Origin of the sequence: Paraburkholderia megapolitana (assembly GCF_007556815.1) — a bacterium.
Taxonomy (GTDB): domain Bacteria; phylum Pseudomonadota; class Gammaproteobacteria; order Burkholderiales; family Burkholderiaceae; genus Paraburkholderia; species Paraburkholderia megapolitana.
In genome coordinates this window covers 974,393-992,504 of record NZ_CP041745.1, presented here as the reverse complement: position 1 = coordinate 992,504, position 18,112 = coordinate 974,393, and the positions used below count along the sequence as shown (strand labels likewise).

General features: G+C 60.2%; 16 protein-coding genes. 3 read left to right on the top strand and 13 right to left on the bottom strand.

Going from position 1 to position 18,112, the window contains the following annotated elements; translation table 11 throughout:
• Window positions 1–16: 16 nt before the first annotated feature.
• The 6 genes from FNZ07_RS17820 to FNZ07_RS17795 all read right to left on the bottom strand — a co-directional run bounded on the left by FNZ07_RS17820 (window position 17) and on the right by FNZ07_RS17795 (window position 7,790).
• A complete protein-coding gene (locus tag FNZ07_RS17820) occupies window positions 17–790 on the bottom strand; it encodes a DeoR/GlpR family DNA-binding transcription regulator (protein WP_091010545.1) in 774 nt (257 codons plus the stop codon).
• A gap of 262 nt (window positions 791–1,052) precedes the next feature.
• A complete protein-coding gene (locus FNZ07_RS17815) occupies window positions 1,053–2,429 on the bottom strand; it encodes a pectin acetylesterase-family hydrolase (protein ID WP_091010542.1) in 1,377 nt (458 codons plus the stop codon).
• 116 nt (window positions 2,430–2,545) lie between these two features.
• Window positions 2,546–3,901, bottom strand: coding sequence for a pectin acetylesterase-family hydrolase (locus FNZ07_RS17810; RefSeq protein ID WP_091010540.1), 1,356 nt, complete (start codon window positions 3,899–3,901; stop codon window positions 2,546–2,548).
• A gap of 74 nt (window positions 3,902–3,975) precedes the next feature.
• Window positions 3,976–4,680 (bottom strand): phospholipase C accessory protein PlcR, encoded by a 705-nt coding sequence (gene plcR, locus FNZ07_RS17805; RefSeq protein WP_091010538.1) that lies wholly within the window; start codon window positions 4,678–4,680, stop codon window positions 3,976–3,978.
• Window positions 4,681–5,018: 338 nt separating this feature from the next.
• Window positions 5,019–5,642 carry a phospholipase C accessory protein PlcR gene (gene plcR, locus FNZ07_RS17800; protein ID WP_091010536.1) on the bottom strand — a complete coding sequence of 208 codons (624 nt, stop codon included), beginning with the start codon at window positions 5,640–5,642 and terminating at the stop codon, window positions 5,019–5,021.
• 3 nt (window positions 5,643–5,645) lie between these two features.
• Complete coding sequence (locus tag FNZ07_RS17795; RefSeq protein ID WP_091010533.1) at window positions 5,646–7,790, bottom strand: phosphocholine-specific phospholipase C; 2,145 nt, start codon at window positions 7,788–7,790, stop codon at window positions 5,646–5,648.
• A gap of 525 nt (window positions 7,791–8,315) precedes the next feature.
• On the opposite strand from FNZ07_RS17795, the gene FNZ07_RS17790 reads away from it, so the two are divergent.
• On the top strand, window positions 8,316–9,362 hold the full coding sequence (locus FNZ07_RS17790; RefSeq protein ID WP_091010530.1) for a cupin domain-containing protein: 1,047 nt from the start codon (window positions 8,316–8,318) through the stop codon (window positions 9,360–9,362).
• A gap of 56 nt (window positions 9,363–9,418) precedes the next feature.
• A complete protein-coding gene (locus FNZ07_RS17785) occupies window positions 9,419–9,856 on the top strand; it encodes a nuclear transport factor 2 family protein (protein ID WP_091010527.1) in 438 nt (145 codons plus the stop codon).
• A gap of 5 nt (window positions 9,857–9,861) precedes the next feature.
• Here the strand turns inward: FNZ07_RS17785 and FNZ07_RS17780 are convergent, their stop codons facing one another.
• From FNZ07_RS17780 to FNZ07_RS17770, 3 genes are all read right to left on the bottom strand, one after another.
• Window positions 9,862–11,697 carry an ABC transporter ATP-binding protein/permease gene (locus tag FNZ07_RS17780; protein ID WP_091010524.1) on the bottom strand — a complete coding sequence of 612 codons (1,836 nt, stop codon included), beginning with the start codon at window positions 11,695–11,697 and terminating at the stop codon, window positions 9,862–9,864.
• A complete protein-coding gene (locus FNZ07_RS17775; protein ID WP_091010521.1) occupies window positions 11,694–12,569 on the bottom strand; it encodes an extracellular solute-binding protein in 876 nt (291 codons plus the stop codon). The genes FNZ07_RS17780 and FNZ07_RS17775 overlap by 4 nt, the downstream gene beginning before the upstream one ends.
• Before the next feature lie 86 nt (window positions 12,570–12,655).
• Entirely contained in the window at window positions 12,656–13,354 is a 699-nt protein-coding gene (locus FNZ07_RS17770; RefSeq protein WP_091010519.1) for a lytic transglycosylase domain-containing protein, read from the bottom strand.
• Window positions 13,355–13,538: 184 nt separating this feature from the next.
• On the opposite strand from FNZ07_RS17770, the gene FNZ07_RS17765 reads away from it, so the two are divergent.
• Window positions 13,539–13,952, top strand: a complete 414-nt coding sequence (locus FNZ07_RS17765) for a DUF302 domain-containing protein (RefSeq protein WP_091010516.1) — start codon at window positions 13,539–13,541, stop codon at window positions 13,950–13,952.
• Here FNZ07_RS17765 and pstS read toward each other — a convergent pair.
• The 4 genes from pstS to hpxZ form a co-directional block, all read right to left on the bottom strand.
• Window positions 13,945–15,048, bottom strand: a complete 1,104-nt coding sequence (pstS, locus tag FNZ07_RS17760) for a phosphate ABC transporter substrate-binding protein PstS (protein WP_091010514.1) — start codon at window positions 15,046–15,048, stop codon at window positions 13,945–13,947. The two genes, FNZ07_RS17765 and pstS, sit on opposite strands and share 8 nt — an antisense overlap.
• Before the next feature lie 68 nt (window positions 15,049–15,116).
• Complete coding sequence (locus FNZ07_RS17755) at window positions 15,117–16,604, bottom strand: MFS transporter (protein WP_211367965.1); 1,488 nt, start codon at window positions 16,602–16,604, stop codon at window positions 15,117–15,119.
• Between the two features lie 320 nt (window positions 16,605–16,924).
• Window positions 16,925–17,674 (bottom strand): GntR family transcriptional regulator, encoded by a 750-nt coding sequence (locus FNZ07_RS17750; RefSeq protein WP_091010512.1) that lies wholly within the window; start codon window positions 17,672–17,674, stop codon window positions 16,925–16,927.
• Window positions 17,675–17,709: 35 nt separating this feature from the next.
• Window positions 17,710–18,111: an oxalurate catabolism protein HpxZ gene (gene hpxZ / locus FNZ07_RS17745; RefSeq protein ID WP_091010509.1), complete on the bottom strand. Its 402-nt coding sequence runs from the start codon at window positions 18,109–18,111 to the stop codon at window positions 17,710–17,712.
• Window position 18,112 lies beyond the last annotated feature (1 nt).

Below are 18,112 nucleotides of genomic sequence, written 5' to 3'. Positions count from 1 at the left end.
TCACCCGGCTTACGGCTTAGGCCGCTTCCGGTGCGCCGTAGCAAACTTCGACACCCGCCGCGGCCAGCACCTGAGCCAGTGCCGGCGACGGCGCCTCGTCGGTGATCAGCAGATTCACCGCCTCCGCGCCGAACGCATGCACCAGTGCGCTGTGTCCAAACTTCGCGTGATCCGCGACGACCACGCGACGCTCCGCCTGCGCAAACGCGGCAAGCGAATACGCGACATCGGCGGGTTGGGCGTCCATAAAGCGGCCTTGCGCATCGATCGCAGTTACCGAGACGATCGCATAGCGGACATAGAACTGACGCATGAAGGCCAGCACGCTTTCGCCGAACGCCGCTGCGTCGTCGGCACGCAACTCGCCGCCGGTGATGAACACGCGATTGTCGTTGCGCGTGGCCAGCATGTGCGCGATCTCGGTGGAATTGGTGACGACGGTCAGACGCGAACGGGCGCATAACGCCTGCGCGACGTGGACGCAAGTGGTGCCGCCGTCGAGAATCAGTGAGTCGCCGTCGCGTACCAGTTCGCCGACCTGCGCGGCGATCACCCGCTTCGCCGCGTCGTTTTCCTGCATCCGGCGCTGGAACGGCGGTTCGTCGAGCCGGTCGGGCAACATGATGCCGCCATGGACCTTGACCAGCAGCCCCTCGGCAATCAACGGCTTGATGTTGCGCCGGATGGTCTCGTCCGATACGGCGAAAACTTCTGCAAGCTCGGTGATCGTGCAGGTCTGTTTCGCGCGCAGCATGCGCATGATTTCAGCTTTGCGTTGGGTCGAGAACATGGGGGCCGGCGGAAGATGCGATGGCGGCCAGTCTAGCAAAGGCGGCCATCGGACGATAGCCGTTCCCTCGCATTTCCAATCAAACCCATATTGGAATGACAGATACGCAGTGTGATCAGCCTAGATATAAAAAGGCCAAGACCTGGCGGTCTTGGCAAAGGTCCCGTCGAGGGTGCAAGCGGGACCTGAGAGACAACACCGCGTTTATAGGAACACTGCACTGGCTGCCGCGCCCCACGGGATCGCAGCAGCCAGTGTGTTATCAAGCGTGGTGAGTTGAAATCGGCCCCGCTTCTCCAGTCAGGTTGAGAACACTGTCGAGCCACGCGAGGAAAGTCGAGAACGTGAAGTCGGACCACTGCTCGGTCCGGAACGCCTTCATGACCGGCGTATCGGACGGGTCCTTCTGGTTGAGCAGGTCGTTGACGAAATTGCCGACGTCCGCGTTGATACCGTTCTCGTGAATCCCCGAGCCTGTGAAGCTGACCGCGGTGACCTGATGGTTGTCGATGAAGTCGTTACGCGCCCACGGCATGTAATAACCGAAATTCGGCAACGGGTTCAACGCCTGCTTGAGTCCATCCAGCTCGTTGTCGAACATGGCGAGCGACAGCGAGTCTTTAGTCGTGTCATCCGGCGCCGCGATGACCGCCGGCACGAACGCGCGGTAGTGATACGCCGCGATGATCTTGTCCTGCTGATACGACGCAAAGCCGAAACGGTCGTGCGGGAACGTGGCAGAGAGTGCCGCGTACGCACTACCCATATTGTTGGGGTCGAAGTTCTTGAGCAGCTTGCTGTTCACCGCAATCATGCTGCCCTGTCCCGTCAGGTTCCATTCGGTGCGAACCTTGTCGTATAGCCCCACCGAAGGATGCGTCGTCGGATCGGCATTGAACGGCGTGATGAATACGGTACCGGCGTCATCCAGCAGCGAGCTATGCAACTGCGGCTGCAGCGTATTGCGGATCGTCGCGTAGTTGGCGAGTGTGCCGTAGCCGCCCGCGCTCATGCCGTACACGAGCAAGCGGTTTGGTTTGCTCAACCCGTGATCGACGAGCCACTGGCTCACCGCCTGAATGTTCTTGGTTCCGCTGAAGTGCTGAATGCGCCAGTCGCCGGTTGGCGATGTGTAGTTGCGTACCGAGTTGCCCATGTGGATATCGCCGCTGCAATACGGAACATAGACCTGGGTCCAGTTCTGCGTTTCAACCGACGGCTCGCCGACCAGAATGTGCTCGAGGTCCATGCGTGTGAGCAGCGGCGATAGGAATGACGTCATCAGGCTTTCGTCGGCCGTACCGTTCACGTAGTTGTGCGGAATGCCGTCCGGATTGAAGCCGCCCAACCCTGCTTCGGCACCCGTCGACGTCTGCGTGCAGGTGCCGTAGTCCCAGCACGCGCCACCCGGCTGCATCATGAAAAGCACGCTGTCGGACTGCGCGCGGTTCACATAGAACCGCAGCGGCGTGCCATTGCCGCAGTTCGCGCCGGTGCTTTCGGGCAAGGTCACTTCGAACCACGAATAGTACGGAATGGATGGGTCAGGCGCAGTCGTGTCGGCCGCGTGACCGCTTGCCATTGCCATGCCGAACAAACCCGCTACGCCCAGTTGCTTGATGTATTTGAATGCGGACATTTCTCCTCCTTGTCGATGGATACAGGGTGTTCTTTCATTCGCAGCGGGCGAGCGGGCTACTGCGTGGTTATGTCGAATCGATGCGCGATAGCTCGGCTACCGCGCGTACGCCGGCGTCATATCAGATTGACGTTAAAGAGGCTCATAAGAAACCCGGCAACCGATGTCCACGCAAAGTCGGACGACTGATCGGTTCTGAATGCCTTCATCACCGGTGTGTCCAGCGGATCTTTCTGGTTGAGCAGGTTGTTGACGAAGTCGCCGACGTGGGCATCAATACCGTTCTCGTTGATGCCAGTGCCGGAGAACGTCACCGCCGTAACCGTGTGGTTGTCGATGAAGTCGCCGCGCGCCCACGGGATGTAATAACCGAAGTTCGTGAGCCCGTTCAGTTCTGTCTTGATCCCCGGCAGCTCTTCATTGAACAGCGCCAGCGAAGCCGCGGATTTCGATGCGATATCGGGCAACGCAGCGACCGTTGGATCGAACAGGAAGTAGTGGAACGCGGAGATCACCTTGTCCTGCTGGAAGCTCGCGTAACCCAGACGATCGTGCGGATACTTCTCGCTCAGTGCCTGATAGATGCTGCCCACATTGTTGGTATCGAAAGCCTTGCCCAGCATACCGCGCAGAGTCTTCAGGAAACCTGCTCCGCCTGCCCAGTTCCATTGCTGCCGGATGACGTTATAGATGCGAACGGAAGGATGTGTGGACGGATCGGCATTGAACGGCGTAACGAAAACCGTTCCCGCGTCATCGAGCAACGAGCTACTGGCCTGCGGCTGCAACGTGTCCCGAACCGGAGCGTAGTTGGTCAGTGCTCCATAACCACCCGCGCTAAGCCCCCACACCAGCAGGCGTTGTGGTTTCGCGAAGCCATGGGACGCAAGCCATTGCATGACCGCCTGAGTGTTTTTCACACCCGCGAAATGCTGCAGGCGCCAGTTACCATTTGGCCCGTTGTAGTTCTGGATCGCGTTGCCAGTGCTGATATCCCCACTGCAATAGGGTAGAAAAACCTGGGTCCAGTTCTGGGTTTCTACCTGAGGCTCACCTACCAGCCACGTGAGGAAGTTGATACGCGTCATGATCGGCGACTCGAAGGTCGACGTAAGCGACTCGACTGTCGTACCGTTCATGTAGTTGTGCGGGATACCGTTGGGATTGGATGCGCCGATCTTCGACTCTATGCCGGTCGTGTCGCCCGAGCAGGAACCATAGTCCCAGCACGCACCACCACCCTCGAAACCGATCAGCATATTGTCCGACTGCGCGCGATTGATATAGAAGCGCATCGGCGTGCCGTTGCCACAACTCGCACCTGTGTCCTCCGGCAGCGTCACTTCGTACCACGAGTAGTACGGAATCGATGGATCGGGCGTAGCCGGAGCGGTTGCTGCATGAGCGTTGAACACGGTCAAGCTCAACAAGAATGCGACGCACAGCCGCAAGATGAGGCGTATTGAAAGCATGTCTCTTCCCTGTTTATGGATGCGACTGTTCTAACGTCCTCTGACGGGACGCTATAGATGCGACTAAGCGACGTTCAGTTCGTACCGGACGGAGCGCCGCCGTCGTAGATCTGCGTGCGCAGCGTCTGCAAGCGCTGGCCGATGATCGTTTGCTGCTGGTCGGGATCGCGCACGGTTGCCTGCACCTGGTCGACGATCTGTTTGGCCTGCTGCGAGTAAGTCTGAAAACGCGGGTCCTGCGCAGGCGACGGGCCAACCGTCTGTTGCGCGTAGCTGTTCCACTGCTGCTGCATGTTCTGGATCGCGGCATCACGCGTAGCCGGATCGGGCTCGGCATCCATCAGCAGCGCCGCGCTCAGTGCTTCGGCCTGCACCGGAACGATCTCGTTGCGCGCAACGTGCTCGGGCAGTTCGCCAAGGATCTGTTGCGCGAGGATGCGTTTATCCTGGTCGGACATGTTCTTGCGATTAGCACCGTAGTCGGCAACCTGATCCTGGAAGCGCGCAAACGCGAGGATGCGTTGAACTTCCGCTTCAGCGTCGGGGCGGCCGGCCAGACTCTTGCGCAAGGCCGCGATATCGAGGCGCCGCTCCGCAGGGCCGGCTGTCGATGCTGCCTGTGTCTGCCCGGACGGCGCTGCCTGCTGCGTGGGCACGGCAGCACTGGCGGGCTGCGTAGCCGCTGCACTCGATGACGTGCTGTACCACCATGCCGCGGCGATGGTGCCGCTCACCAGTAGTACTGCCAACAGACTCCATGAAAGCCTCGATTTTTGCATCACGTCTCCCTGCTTTATTTTGCTTCTTTATGTTGCAATTTGTTGCATTATGCGGCAATAATAGACGGAAATATTCTGCGTGGCACGCCGAAATTTAGAGGTTGAGCACTATCGGCTATCCGGATGTGTGCTCGGTGACAATGCGTCACCGTGAAGTCGGGCGAGTCTGCGCAGCAATGTCATTTCGCATAACGATGGATCGCGCTGTCGTACCAACGATAGCCATCGCCGCGCAAACCACGCCCGACACTGAAGGATAGAAACAGCACGACACGCGAACAAGTGCACAGGTGGCCGTTCAATGGGTCCGATCCGGACAGCGTGTCATGCTGCGGCTGTTATCGCGAGCGCCCTGCATCTGCATCGCCGTAAATGCGCTTGCGCAGATCGCGCAAACGTTCATCGATCTGCACACGCTGCTCGGTTCGATCCGAAACACTCGACGTGACATCGGCGATCACCTGCCGGCTCGCTACCGCATACGACTGATCTTGCTGCTCACGTTGCGGAGACGGCGTCACAGGCGGCATCGCGATGTCACGCAACGTCTGGTGCAATGCGTCGCTGCGCGCGACGCGCTTCGTGGCATCCGGTTCCGCATCGGGCCATAGCATGTCGGCAAGATCCGACGCGTGGCGCGGATCGATCGTGCCCGCCTGCGCGCCTTGTTTAAGCTCGTCGATCAACCGCTGCGCTTCTGTACGACGTGCATCGGCAGACAACTGGCCGCGCTTGAGTCCATATGCTTCGAGTTGCGCCTGAAAATCCGCCGGCGTTGAGGACGACATGGTGTTCACCTTGCTGTTCTGCACTGAAGACGCATCGCCCGCCAGCGAACTGGCGGGCTGTTGCGCACTACTATTGTGGCCGCTGCCAGGACCGCTACTGAGCAGCACGCCAGACACCGCGGCACCCGCCACGACAATCGCAGCGGCCGCCCATAGCAAGTTCTGCCGGTTCATCGCTTACACCTGCCTCGCCTTGAATAGCGGATCGGTCACACTGGCGCTGCCCGTTTCGACATGGCCGGCAAGCCTTCTCAGGTAACCCGTCTCGACGTTCGTCGTGACGCTCAGGTCATACCATCCGCCGCTTGCCGACGTATTCCACTCCATTCTGCCGGTGCTCCCAGGCGCGATCTGGCCGGTACGTGTAGCGCCGCCATAAGCGTTGTCCACCACCGTCACGGTGCGCACGGTCTTGCCGGTATTGCGCGCCATGACGATCAGATTGCCATTGGGCAGATAGGCGACGGTGACTTCGAGCGTCGCCTGTCCCGTGACGTTGCCCGTGAACGCACGATAGAAACCGTTCGGCCCATACACCGACAGATCGTAGAGCCCCTGTGAATCGCGCACAGGCGACCACTGGTCCGCCAGCTGGTTGCCGCTCTGAATCGTATAGAACCGCGGACCATCGCTACTCTTTGCGTCGTTCACCTGGAACACCGCGGCGGAAACGCCTTGCGCGTTGCCTGGAATGGCCTTGCCGTTGTTGGTGAACGCAAGCTGGATCGTGCCGGCAGTCAGGTTCACCGCGGCTTCCGCAAACAGCTCGTACGGTACGGGCCGCGCTTTGCGCTGTCCTGGCTCCTGGACAGGCAACGGTGCGTTCTGCGCCGGATAGGAAGACGGATATGCGGGCGACGCGAAATAGAACTGTGTCCAGTACGCGTAGTCGAGCTGCGCCTCGGTGGCATTTGTGTTCAGCAGGTTCTGCGGTACCGATGCATCGGCGGTGCCAGCGAAATCGAATACCGATGTCAGATCGCCGCAAACAGCCCTGCGCCATGGCGTGATATTGCTTTCGTAGACGCTCGGATACTGACCGAGGAAGCGCTTTTCGATAAAGCGGATGACCGACGTGTGGTCGAACACTTCCGAACTGGTCCAGCCGCCCTTCGACCACGGCGATATCGCGAGCAGCGGTACGCGCGGGCCAAGGCCGATAGGCAGGCCCGACGTCTGTTCGATCTCGCCTTCGACGCTCACTGTCGACAAGCCCTTGCCGGCCTTCCACGGCGGTACCGGTGCCGTAACGTGGTCGTAGCCACCATCGCCTTCGTCGTAGCAGATCAGGAACACCGTCTTCGCCCATACGTCGGGATTGGACGTCAGCGCCTCGAGAATGCGCGAAACGTACTGCTCGCCAAACGACGGCCCCCACCACGGGTGCTCGGACGACGAAAACGGCGGAATGATCCATGACACCTGCGGCAGACGGTTGGCAAGCACATCGTCGCGCAGCGTCGAAATGCCGCGCACGCTCATCCCGCGTTGATACAGGTCCGACGTAGTCGCCGCGGATCTGAACTGCGAAAACCACGCTAGCGCATTGCAGTCGAAATTGTTCTTGTTGTCGATCCAGTTGTGGCTGGTCAGGAAGTTCGCGACTGCATTGTACGATCCGGCGCCGCCGTCCTGATAGATGCGCCAGTCGATACCGGCCTGTTGCAAACGTTCGGGAAACGTGTTCCAGGACACCGTCGTCCCCGTATCGCTCATGAAGTTGCTGGTCGCGACGTTCGTGCCGTCGCTATTCGGCGATGCGGTACCCGTCATCAGGTACAGGCGATTGGTATTGGTCGGCCCGAGCATCGACTGATGGTAGGCATCGCAAATCGTGAATGCTTCGGCGAGCGGATAGTAGTACGGCAGATCGGTGCGCTCGTAATAGCCGATCGCGGTCGGCCACTGCACCGCCATCCACTTGTCGCAGCGGCCTTCGTTCCACAGGTTGTGATACGAGGTCCAGTCGTGATAGTCGGACGACAGCCATTGCGCCGAAGTAGTCGACGTATCGAAGTGCCATGGCACGTAATCGCGTCCGTTGTACGCCTGATACCAGTTCAGCTTGCCGTCGGCGCGCAGCACCGTACGCGGATCGTTGAAGCCTCGAACGCCGGGAAACGAGCCGAAATAGTGGTCGAAACTGCGATTTTCCTGCATCAGGACGACGATATGCGCGACATCCTCGACGGTGCCCGTCACGCGGGCCGGTTCGATCGCGAGGGCGCGCCGGATGCTCTCCGGTATCGCGCCCGCTAGCGTTGCCGCGCCGGCCGTCTGTGCCGCGCGCTCGAGGAATGTACGTCTGCTTATCTTTGCCATGTAAAGCACCACCTTTGTAGGGTTGTTTCACCAGGGGTTTGCACAACGATGACAAGACAGGTATTCGCGTACCCGTCGTAACGGCAGCTTCTTCAGTGCAGGGCAATTCTGGAAGGCATGGGCCGCATGTCTTCCGCTAATCTAGCGACGCGATATGACAGGTATACGTTCTTTAAGACAACTCCGTTACGGATGCCTTAGTGGATGCATTAGCAGATGCGTAGTACATCGCGGATGCTAATTTTTGGCGGGCATATGACCTTCGCTGAAGCGACGCGGTCTGGTCCAAACGCGACATTGGATGTCATCCTCTAGTGTGACAAAGAGGACTTTGGCACAACGACATGATTATTAATTTTTTGTCCTATGCTTCTCAGTGTTGGCTTGAGCGCCTCGATGCTCATCCGACCACCAGAATCTGCCTGCAGACTAGCGGTCAAAATAACGCCTTGTGCTAGGCAACGGATGTAAAGCGTACCTGGGCAGATGAATAACGGCCAATTTCATTTGAATGGATCCGACATCATGCAAGCCAGATCTCCCCACATCATTTCGTTGCTCGCCGCTAAACCCGTCTTCGAAAGCGAGGACGGTTTCATCAGTGCGGTGGATGCAAGTGTCCTGCCTATTCTGAAGTGCCTGTCCATCAAGCGCATCGTTCTGAATCCGGGCGCGCTCCGCGAACCGCAGTGGAACGTCAACGCCAACCAGCTTGCGTACTGTGCATCGGGCACCGTGCTCGTATCGACCTTAGGAAACAGCGCATCGTTCTCGTCGTTCGTGGTGAAACCCGGTCAGATGTATCACGTTGAATCCGGCGCGATTTACCACATCGAGAACATCGGCCAGGATCCTGCCGAGCTGATCATCGCGTTGCGCAACGAGCGCCCTCAGCACTTCTCGCTGCATTCCACCTTCAATGCGATGACCAATGCGGTGTTAGGAAACACTTACGATCTGCCTGCATCCGCGTTTGCGGCATTCGATCGCTCATCGGCTAAACAGATTGTGCGTCGGCAAGGCAATGCCGTCGTGCCATCGACCACCGGATTACCCAATGCGCGTCTGTTCGATGTCGAAGGACAGCATGCGCCGCTCTCCTACAACTTTGGCTCCGCGCATCTTGCGCGCAAACAATACTGGGCGGCACTCGAAGACATCTCCATGTACTCGCTGCGTATCAAGGAGAACGGTATGAGAGATGTGCACTGGCACCCCGAGACCGCTGAAATGGGCTATGTCGAGAAAGGTAGCGCCAGAATGCGCGTGCTGGACCCCGATGGTTCGCTCGACGAGTACGAACTCAAGCAAGGCGATGTATATTTTGTCCCTCGTGCATATCCTCACCACATCGAAACGCTCGGTGACGATGGTTTTCACTTTTTGATTTTCTTCGACCAGCCCACGCCGGGAGATATCGGCTGCAGGACCAGCGTGACTGCATTTTCACGCGAGGTGATCGGAGCGACATTCGGTGTGCTCGAGCGTAACTTGCCGCAGTTTCCGTTTACGCCGTCCGATCCCTTGATGGTTGGCCGTCTGAATCCGCGCGATGCAGCAATGAATGCTTGAGTACAGGGGCGGTTGATAGCTGCCCCACCTTGCTATCGATCACAAGGAGTTCATCGATGAAAAAATTCGTGTTGTCTGTCGCAGCCGGTCTGCTGCTCGCGTCCAGCGCAATTACCAGCGCATTTGCCAGTCCCGCCGATGAAAGCGCGGTCAACGACGCGATGCAACGCTTGAGCGCAGCGATGATCGCGGGCGACGCACAACAGATGAAGGACGCGACCGCCGACACGCTATCGTACGGACACTCCAATGGACTCGTGCAGAACCAGACGGAATTCGTCACGACGATTGCGAGCGGACAGACAAAGTATCGGCGGATCGATCTGACGCAAAGCGTGACGGCCGTCACCGGTGATACCGCTGTGATGCGCGATCACTTCGCCGGTACGGTCGAGTCCGACGGCAAGGTGAGCGACGTCAACCTCAACGTCCTGCTCGTGTGGCAGAAGCAGCATGGCGCATGGAAGCTGCTGGCGCGCCAGGCATTTCATTGACGTCGCTACACGCGACATCTCCACACCGAGACCCCGGCTGGATCGATAGCAAACTGGCAGCGATCGCTTTCGTGCCGACCGTCATCTTCGTTGGCAAACTCAAGGCAGACGCTGCCCACGTTCACGCTGACGTAGCGTTCGCCGTGCCGTAACCCGACCGCGCCAATCACGCCTACGTGCACTCCGTTCGGCGATGGCACGATTGCATGCGACGACACTCGCCACATCACCTCACACCCCGACGGGATTGAACGATCGGCCGTTTCCAGCACGAATCCACCGCGGGCTTCAATCAACCCCGGCGCCTTGATCACGCCCTGCCCGACATTGTGCAAGCCTAGCAACTCGGCGACGCGCATCGTGGCCGGTTGCTCGAAGACCTGTTCGACTGGACCGCTTTGTAGAACGCGTCCGTGTTCGATTACCAGTACTTCGTCGGCGAGTAGCGCAGCCTCGTCGGGATCGTGCGTGACGATGACCGTGACCGCGGAGATTTCCCGCTGTAGATCGCGCAACGATTGCTGTAAGCGCCGCCGCCGCGGTGTATCGAGTGCTGCAAACGGCTCGTCGAACAGCAGCAACTGGTTGTGACGCGTCAGCGCGCGAGCGAGCGCAACGCGCTGGCGCTGACCGAATGACAGCTGATGCGGCAAACGATCGACCAGTGCAGCGAGACCAAGATGTTCGAGCCAGTACTGTGCGCTCGCTGTATCGGCATCGACGGGAAACGCGAGTTGCTGTGCGACCGTCATGTGTGGAAACAGGCCGTAGTCCTGCGGCATATAACCGATCTGCCGTCGCTCGGGCGGCTGCCCATCTAGATCGATTCCGCCGAGCGTCACCGCACCGCCCTCGTTCGGCTCCAGCCCGGCGATCAGGCGCAGCGCCATCGATTTGCCCGACCCTGAAGGACCGATGATCGCGAGTCGTCGTGTCGATGGTGCCCACGCGATGTCGAGACTGAACGTGCCGAGGTGTCTGGCTAGCTGCACAGCAAGCCGCAGATCGGGCGCAGCACTTGCGGTTGCCGAAGTCGCTGCGATGACTGGCGGTTCGTCGCCGTTGTCCATCTTTGCAAGTGTGCCTGCGCGATTGCCGCGACTATAGATCGATAGTGCGGCACACACTAAAGCGATCGCCAACGTCGGCAACAACAACGGCATCATCGCGGGCAGACCCTGACCGCCGAACACGACGTACGTGTAGACCGGCAACGAATACGGGTGATAGGCAACCATCACTGTCGCGCCGAATTCGCCAAACGCACGCAACCACGCAAGCGCGAGACCGGCACGTATCGCGGGCCATGCAACGGGGAGCATTACGCGGAAAAAACGGCTGCCTGCATGATGACCAAGCGTGGCCGCTACATCGTCGAACACGGGATCGACCGCGGCGAACGCCGAGCGCGCTGCCACGATCAGGAACGGCGCAGCAACAAACGTCTCGGCGAGGACAATGCCGGCAAACGAATCGGTCAACATGCCACCGAACACGCGACCGATCCAGCTATACGGCCCGAGCAGAAACAGCAGCAACACACCGCTCGTGAGCGGCGGCAACGCGAGCGGCAGTTGCACCACGAAACCGAGTAACGCCGTCCAGCGCGACGACGATCGCGCGAGCCAGTAACCGAGCGGCACGCCGCCCGCGAGGATGATCAGCGCCGCGACGCTCGCACTGGCGGCAGACACGCCAACGGCCGACCACGTCGCCCGCCAGTCGACGCTCGCCCAGTCCGCGTGACCGATCTGCGGAATGCTCGCGAGAAACGGCGCACACAGATAAACCGCGAGCAGCGCGGCGAGCCACAGCAAGGGCCGCGGCGCGGAACGCATCATTGCGCCGCGTCGATCACGGCCTGCAACGACGGCGGCACGGCGCGCGCATCGCCGGTCACCACCGGCTTGATCACGTCGACGCCATGTTCCTTCAGCAACGCACGCCCTTTCTCGCTCAACAGAAAATCGACGAAGCGCGTCGCGCCGGCGGCATTCGCCGCATCGCTCAAGATGGTCAGCGTATAGCTGGCCTTGGCCTGCAGTTCAGGCGCGGGACGGAAGGCGGGAATTTTCAGGTCCGATGTTTCGGTCGAATAGAAAAACCCTGCATCGAGCTGGCCCGATTGCAAACGTCCAACGAGCGTCTCTTCGGGCAGTACCTGCTCGGGGTTGTCGGGCGCTCCAAGCGTCTTCTCGACGAGATCCGGCTGATGATAAAGCTCGGCCGCCTTGTTCATCATCTCGACGGTAAACGCGCCCTTTGGATCGAGCTTCGGATCGGTTCGGCCGATACGGATGCCCGGTTCCTGCAGCACCTGGTCCCAGCGTTTCTTCTTGAAGTCGGCGGCGAAGCGGCTTTGCGGGTTGTAGCCGATCATCAGCGGCGATTCGGCGAAGCTCACATACCAGTTCACATGATCGCCGTTGGCCGCACCCATGAGGCTCGTATTCACCTTCGGGCTCGCGCTGATGAACACGTCGCCGCGGCGCAGCTTGCCCTTGATCTCGTTGGCGATCTTGTTCGAGCCGGCCGCATAGCCCTGGAAGTGCAGGCCGGTTTCCTTCTCGAACGCCGGACCTACGCTGCGCTCCATCAGGTTGACCAGCGAACCGGCGTACAGCACGTTGACCGTTGTATCGTCGGCAGCGTGGGCGCTCGCGCTCAACACACCTGTCAACACCGCACACGACAGCAGCAGCTTGCGAAACATGTCATTCCCCGTATCGTTATAACGGCCCATATATTACGACGAGCTGCGGGCTTTCTGCTTGAAGACGGGGGAAACGAAGCGTGGCGTTACTGGCCTGCGGAATCGTCCGGGTGCCAGGCGGTATAGAGGAAGGGTTTGGTCGCTGCGGCGGGGTTGGCGTTGGGGTTTGCGTTGGCCACGCTTTGAAAGTGCGCGTTGAACTGCTGCATCCGCTGGTCCACACGGCGCGCATATCCTCGTCCGCCGCCGCTATATCGATGTAGCGCGGCGCCGAGATCGCCGTCGGCGTCGTCGAGATAGCCGCGCAGTATCGCCGACCCAAGGTGCACATTGGTCGCGGGATCGGACAGATCGCCGGCGCGCGCAAGCAGTTGCGGATGCGCGGCCGGCAGTATCTGCATGAGCCCCCTCGCCCCGGCCACACTCACTGCGTGACGGTTGAAACCCGATTCGACCGCCATCACGGCCAGCAGTAAAACAGGTGACATGCCGTAGCGGTTCGCTTCGGTGAGCACGGCATGAGCGATCTTGATCGAATCGGCTCGCGTCACGCGAAACTGTGCACAAAGCGCGCTGACGATATCGTCCAGTTCGGGGGCAATCGGTGTCGCTGCGGCATCGGCCGCGCTATCGCTTGCAACCAGCGGAGCCGGGATCGACTGTGCGTTGGTAGCTGGCGAGAAACCGGCCAGCAAAAAAACGATCGTCACGAATGCAGCCTTGAGAACCGATGCCAGGCGCAAGCGCGCGCCGGCCATTCCGTTCAGTGCGTTGATTCCATGCATAGGGTTCGCCTTCTTCCGGATTCAGCGACTCTACGCAAGGCGGCATAGCGAATTTCGAAAGAAGTGCGAGTTTGGTGTAAAGCGGACGTAAACGAAAGTGCGCTGTAATCTGCGGTGCGGTCGCCCGGTCTATGATTCACGGGAGAATCTGAATCCCTCGAGTCTCGCCTACTGTGGAGAAGCAATGTCCGCTCATCAAACTACCGATCACGGAATCGTTACGGTCGCCAGCGGCCATTCGGTGCAGGAAACCGTCGCGAGGTTTGAATCGCTGATCAAGGCAAAGCAATTGACGCTGTTCGCGCACATCGACTTCAGCGGCGACGCGCAACGCGAAGGTCTTGCGATGCAACCGTCGCAGTTGCTCGTGTTCGGCAATCCGCGCGCCGGTACACCGCTCATGCAAACGGTGCCCACTGCGGCCCTCGATCTGCCGCTCAAGGTGCTGGTGTGGGAGGACGCGGAGAAACACGTCTGGGTCTCGTACAACGCGGCGCAATATCTGCAGCAGCGGCACGGCTTGCCAGATGATCTGGTGAAGCCGCTTAGCGGTGTGGCTGCGTTGGTGAGCGCTGCGGTCTCCAGCGACGCTATTTGATCGACTGGATCTGCGCCTGGCTCAACTCCCACGTATGCGGCGGCAGCGGAATGAAGTGCACGGTGTCGAGGTACGCTTCATTCGTTTCGGACGGCACGATCGACCACAGCAGGAATCTGCGTAACGCAGCGGCAGTCGTCGCGTCGGCTTGCTTCGTCGACACAATCGCGTACTCATAGTTGACGAGCGGATACGTACCCGGTGCAGGCGCAAACACGAGGCTCAGACGTTCATCGGCCGGCGTACGCGGACCGAGCGAAGCAGCTCCCGCAGTAATCGTCTCCTTGCTCGGCAAGACAAATTCTCCGGCACCGTTCTTGAGTGCCGCAGTGCCGAGTTGCGCCGCCGATAGTTTGTCAGTGAAGCTGACACCGACGTACCCAATCGACCCAGGCGTCGCCTGCAACGCCTTCACCATGCCATCGTTGCCCACCGCCGTCGCACTACCCGGCACGCTCGGCCACGCAATCGTCGTACCGTATCCGTGAGCGTTTTCCCAGTCGGACGTCGCGAACGACAGGAACTGCGTGAACACAAACGTATCGCCCGATCCCTCGGCACGATGAATCGGCACGATCGCCTGATGTGGCAATTTCACGCCCGGATTGAGCGCCGCGATCTGCGGTGCGTCCCAGTTGCGAATCGCACCTGAATAGATCGCGGCGAGCACCGTGCCGTCCAGCTTCAGATGCGTTGCGTTCAGCCCCGCCACGTTGTAGTTGACCGTCTGCGCCGCGATAGCGAGCGGCACGTTGATGACTTGCGGGTGTTGCCGCATTTCGACATCGGACATGTACGCATCGGATGCGCCGATCTCCACCTTGCCCGCCAGCACCTGCTCGATACCGTTGCCCGAACCGGTCGCACCCACGGTGATGTGCACGCCGGGATGTGTCTTCGTGTATGCATCGACCCACGTCGTAAAGAGCGGGTACAGCAGCGTCGAGCCGGTTTCGCGCAACGTGAGGTCTTGCGCGTGGGTCAACGAGCTTGTCATCAAGGTAAGCGCGGCCACGCACAACGGTGCCGCGACGAGTGGTCGCCAGCGTTGTTGCCAGGACAAGCGCAACGCGTGTTTCTTACGGTGGTCGGTCATCTATGTCTCCGTCGATACGCGAAAATCATCTCTTCTGCGAGAAGCCTGACGATGTGACTCAAGCGCGCCTAGCGCCCGATCTCGTCAAGACTCACCCCGTTCGTTTCGATGCGGTATAGCCACGTGACCACCGCGCCGAGAATCGACGTGCCCACGAGGATGTAGAGCAGCGGCGCCGTACCGATGCCCGTCAGCAGAATCGGAAACAGGAACGCAGTCGCGACCGCGCCGATCTTGCCGACCGCCGCCGCAAACCCCGCCCCCGTACCGCGAATCGCGGTCGGAAACACTTCACCGGCCAGCAGATAGGTCTGCGCGTTAGGGCCCAGGTTGGTCATGAAGTTGAACAACATGAAGCCCGCGAAGATCACCACCGTCTTGGTCGATCCTTCAAAGCCATCGGAAAACGAAGCAACGAGCAAACCCGCTGCGCAACCGATAAAACCGACCACCTGCAGCCAGATCCGCCCAACCTTGTCCGCGAGAATCACCGCGAACACAATGCCGACGATCAGCAGCATGGTGATGAGCGCAGCCCCTTTTGCGGCGAGGATGTCGTTGAGAATCAGATCGGTGATGCTGCGCACATGGTCGGGCTTGCTACCGAATGCCGCGGCAAGAATGGTCGGTGTAAAGATGCCGATGCCATACGTACCGAGATCCTGCAAAAACCACGGCACCGAAGCAAGGATCGTCGCGCGCCGGTTGCGCTTTGCGAACAACGCGAGAAAGCTCCCCTTGCCGCCGTGGCCGGCAGCGGCCAGTTCGACTTCACGCGATAACGCGATGCTCGTCGGATACTGCGGCGCGCGTACGAGCAGACGACGTGTGGCGGCTTCGGCGCGGTCGACGGCGCCACGAATATGCAGCCAGCTCGGGCTCTCTGTGATGAAGAAGCGACCAATGGTCACGGCGAGAGCCGGGATGATCGCCGTGCCGTACATCCAGCGCCACGCATCGAGATTCGGAATCGTCGACAGGACGAGGAAGCCCACCGCCGTGCCACCCAGCGCGCCTAACGCCTGGAAACCGAACGCAGCCAGCACGAGCTTGCCGCGCGCGCTGCTGGGAATACTTTCGGAGATGATCATGTGCGCGGTCGGATAGTCGCAGCCGAGCGCGACGCCGAGACCAAACAGACAGATCACCAGCGAAACGAAATTCGTGCAGAACACCAGCAGCACGAGAAACGCGACGAAGATGATCATCTCGACGATGAACATCCGCTTGCGCCCGAAGTAATCGGACATGCCACCGAGACCAACCGCACCGACCAGAATCCCCATCAAGCTGGCCGCGCTGATCAGGCCGTTCTGCGCGGCACCGATGCCGAACTCGCGCGAGATCAGCGGGAGCGCGACGCCCGTCATGAACACCACGAAGCCTTCGAAGAATTTGCCGGCGGCCGCGAGTGCCCAGATGCGCCACTGCATGCCGGTCATCGGTACCGTCGGGAGATGCGTTCCGTCGGGCCACATCGGGCGTTCGTCGATGTACTGCTGGACCGACTTCGTACTGCTGGGCCGCAAGCCTTGGGGATCTGCCGCGTCATGCATAACTCGCTCCTTGCTTGTGGGGTTGCTGCTGTCTTCGCGTTTGCTTTTCTGCCGACGGAGTGCGAGAGGCGCGCCTGAACGGCACACGGATCTGGAATCGGGGATCGGAGTGATGCGATGCCAGCGTACCTGCGACCGGCTTGTCGCTCTGGCATTGATCGGCCAGTCAGGCGGACATGCTGCCGATGGCGGATGTCGAATGCGTGACATCGGGCAAGAGAAGGCGGTGGTGCGGGTACGAAGGGAGCGTACCCGCGCGCGGAAGCGCTTGGATTAGCAATTACGCTTACAAGGCTTTCAATTCGCGCTCACCACGCGCACTACGAAACAAACGGAAACTTCACATCGCGAGCCGCTGCGAGCATCGACAGTGTGATCTTGCGCACTTCAAGCTTGCTCTGCGTAATATGCGCACGCAACAGGATGCTGGCCTCGGCCACCCTCGCGCGTTCGATCAGTTGCAGCATCTTCCCGTGTTCTTCGTAGGTTGCGCTGGTGCGATGCGGTTTCAGAAAATCGAGGCGTCGCACAATGCGAATCCGCTCGGTCACGTCGTTGTGCACCCGGAGCATTTCGCCGTTACCGGTCGCCGCCACGAGTTGCCGATGAAAATCCTCATCCATCGCGAACATCACTACCGAATCGCTTTCGCGCTGCTCGGGCTCGATGCACCATATCGCCTTGAGTGTATCGATGGCGGCATGCGGCGCATCGCCGGCGCCGAGGCGCTCGAGCGCAGCGAGTTCCAGCACGATACGCAGATCGTAAAGCTGATCGAGCTGATCGAAGTCGATCTGCGCAACCTTCCAGCCGCGCCGAAAACCGACCTCCAGATAACCCTCGCGTTGCAGCCGGAACAGCCCATCGCGCATCGGTGTGCGCGACACGCCGTAATACTGCGCGATATCGTTCTCGGAGAACCGGTCGCCCGGAAATAGCCGGAAACTGAAGATGTCGGTCTTCAGCCGCTGATAGACCTGCTCGGCCAGCGCGTTCGGTGCGTTCGGCACATTCGTCGCGTCAGACTCTGCGTCTGCCGGTGTCGTGTCGCTCGTCTCGTGTTCGGACATGGTGCGCGATCTCCTCGCCGGGTTTTCAGGGTTGATCATTCGGGAGCCGCAATCAGACTGACGTGCGCAGCCACGATCTTCCAGCCCGCGCCGGTTTCCTGCGGGGCACCGAGTCTCGCCCACGTCTGCATCTGCCTGCCGAGCAGCGGTGTCGCATCGCTCGTGAATTCGGTGCTGACTGTCGCATAGTCGCTACCGAACGTCGTCACTACCGTGCGATGCAACCGTCGCGAGACCGGCACCGGTTCGCAGTCTGCGCGCCACGCGCGGATCGCTTCACCGCCATGCTGAACTTCGGCAATGCCGTAACGCACGGTCTGCGGCGTATGCCAGAACAAGGCGTTCATCGTATCGACTTCGTGTGCAACGAGTGCGCGCTCGTAGTCGGCAAATGCCGCCGCCACTTCGGCGACGATTTCGGGGCGGTTCACATCCATG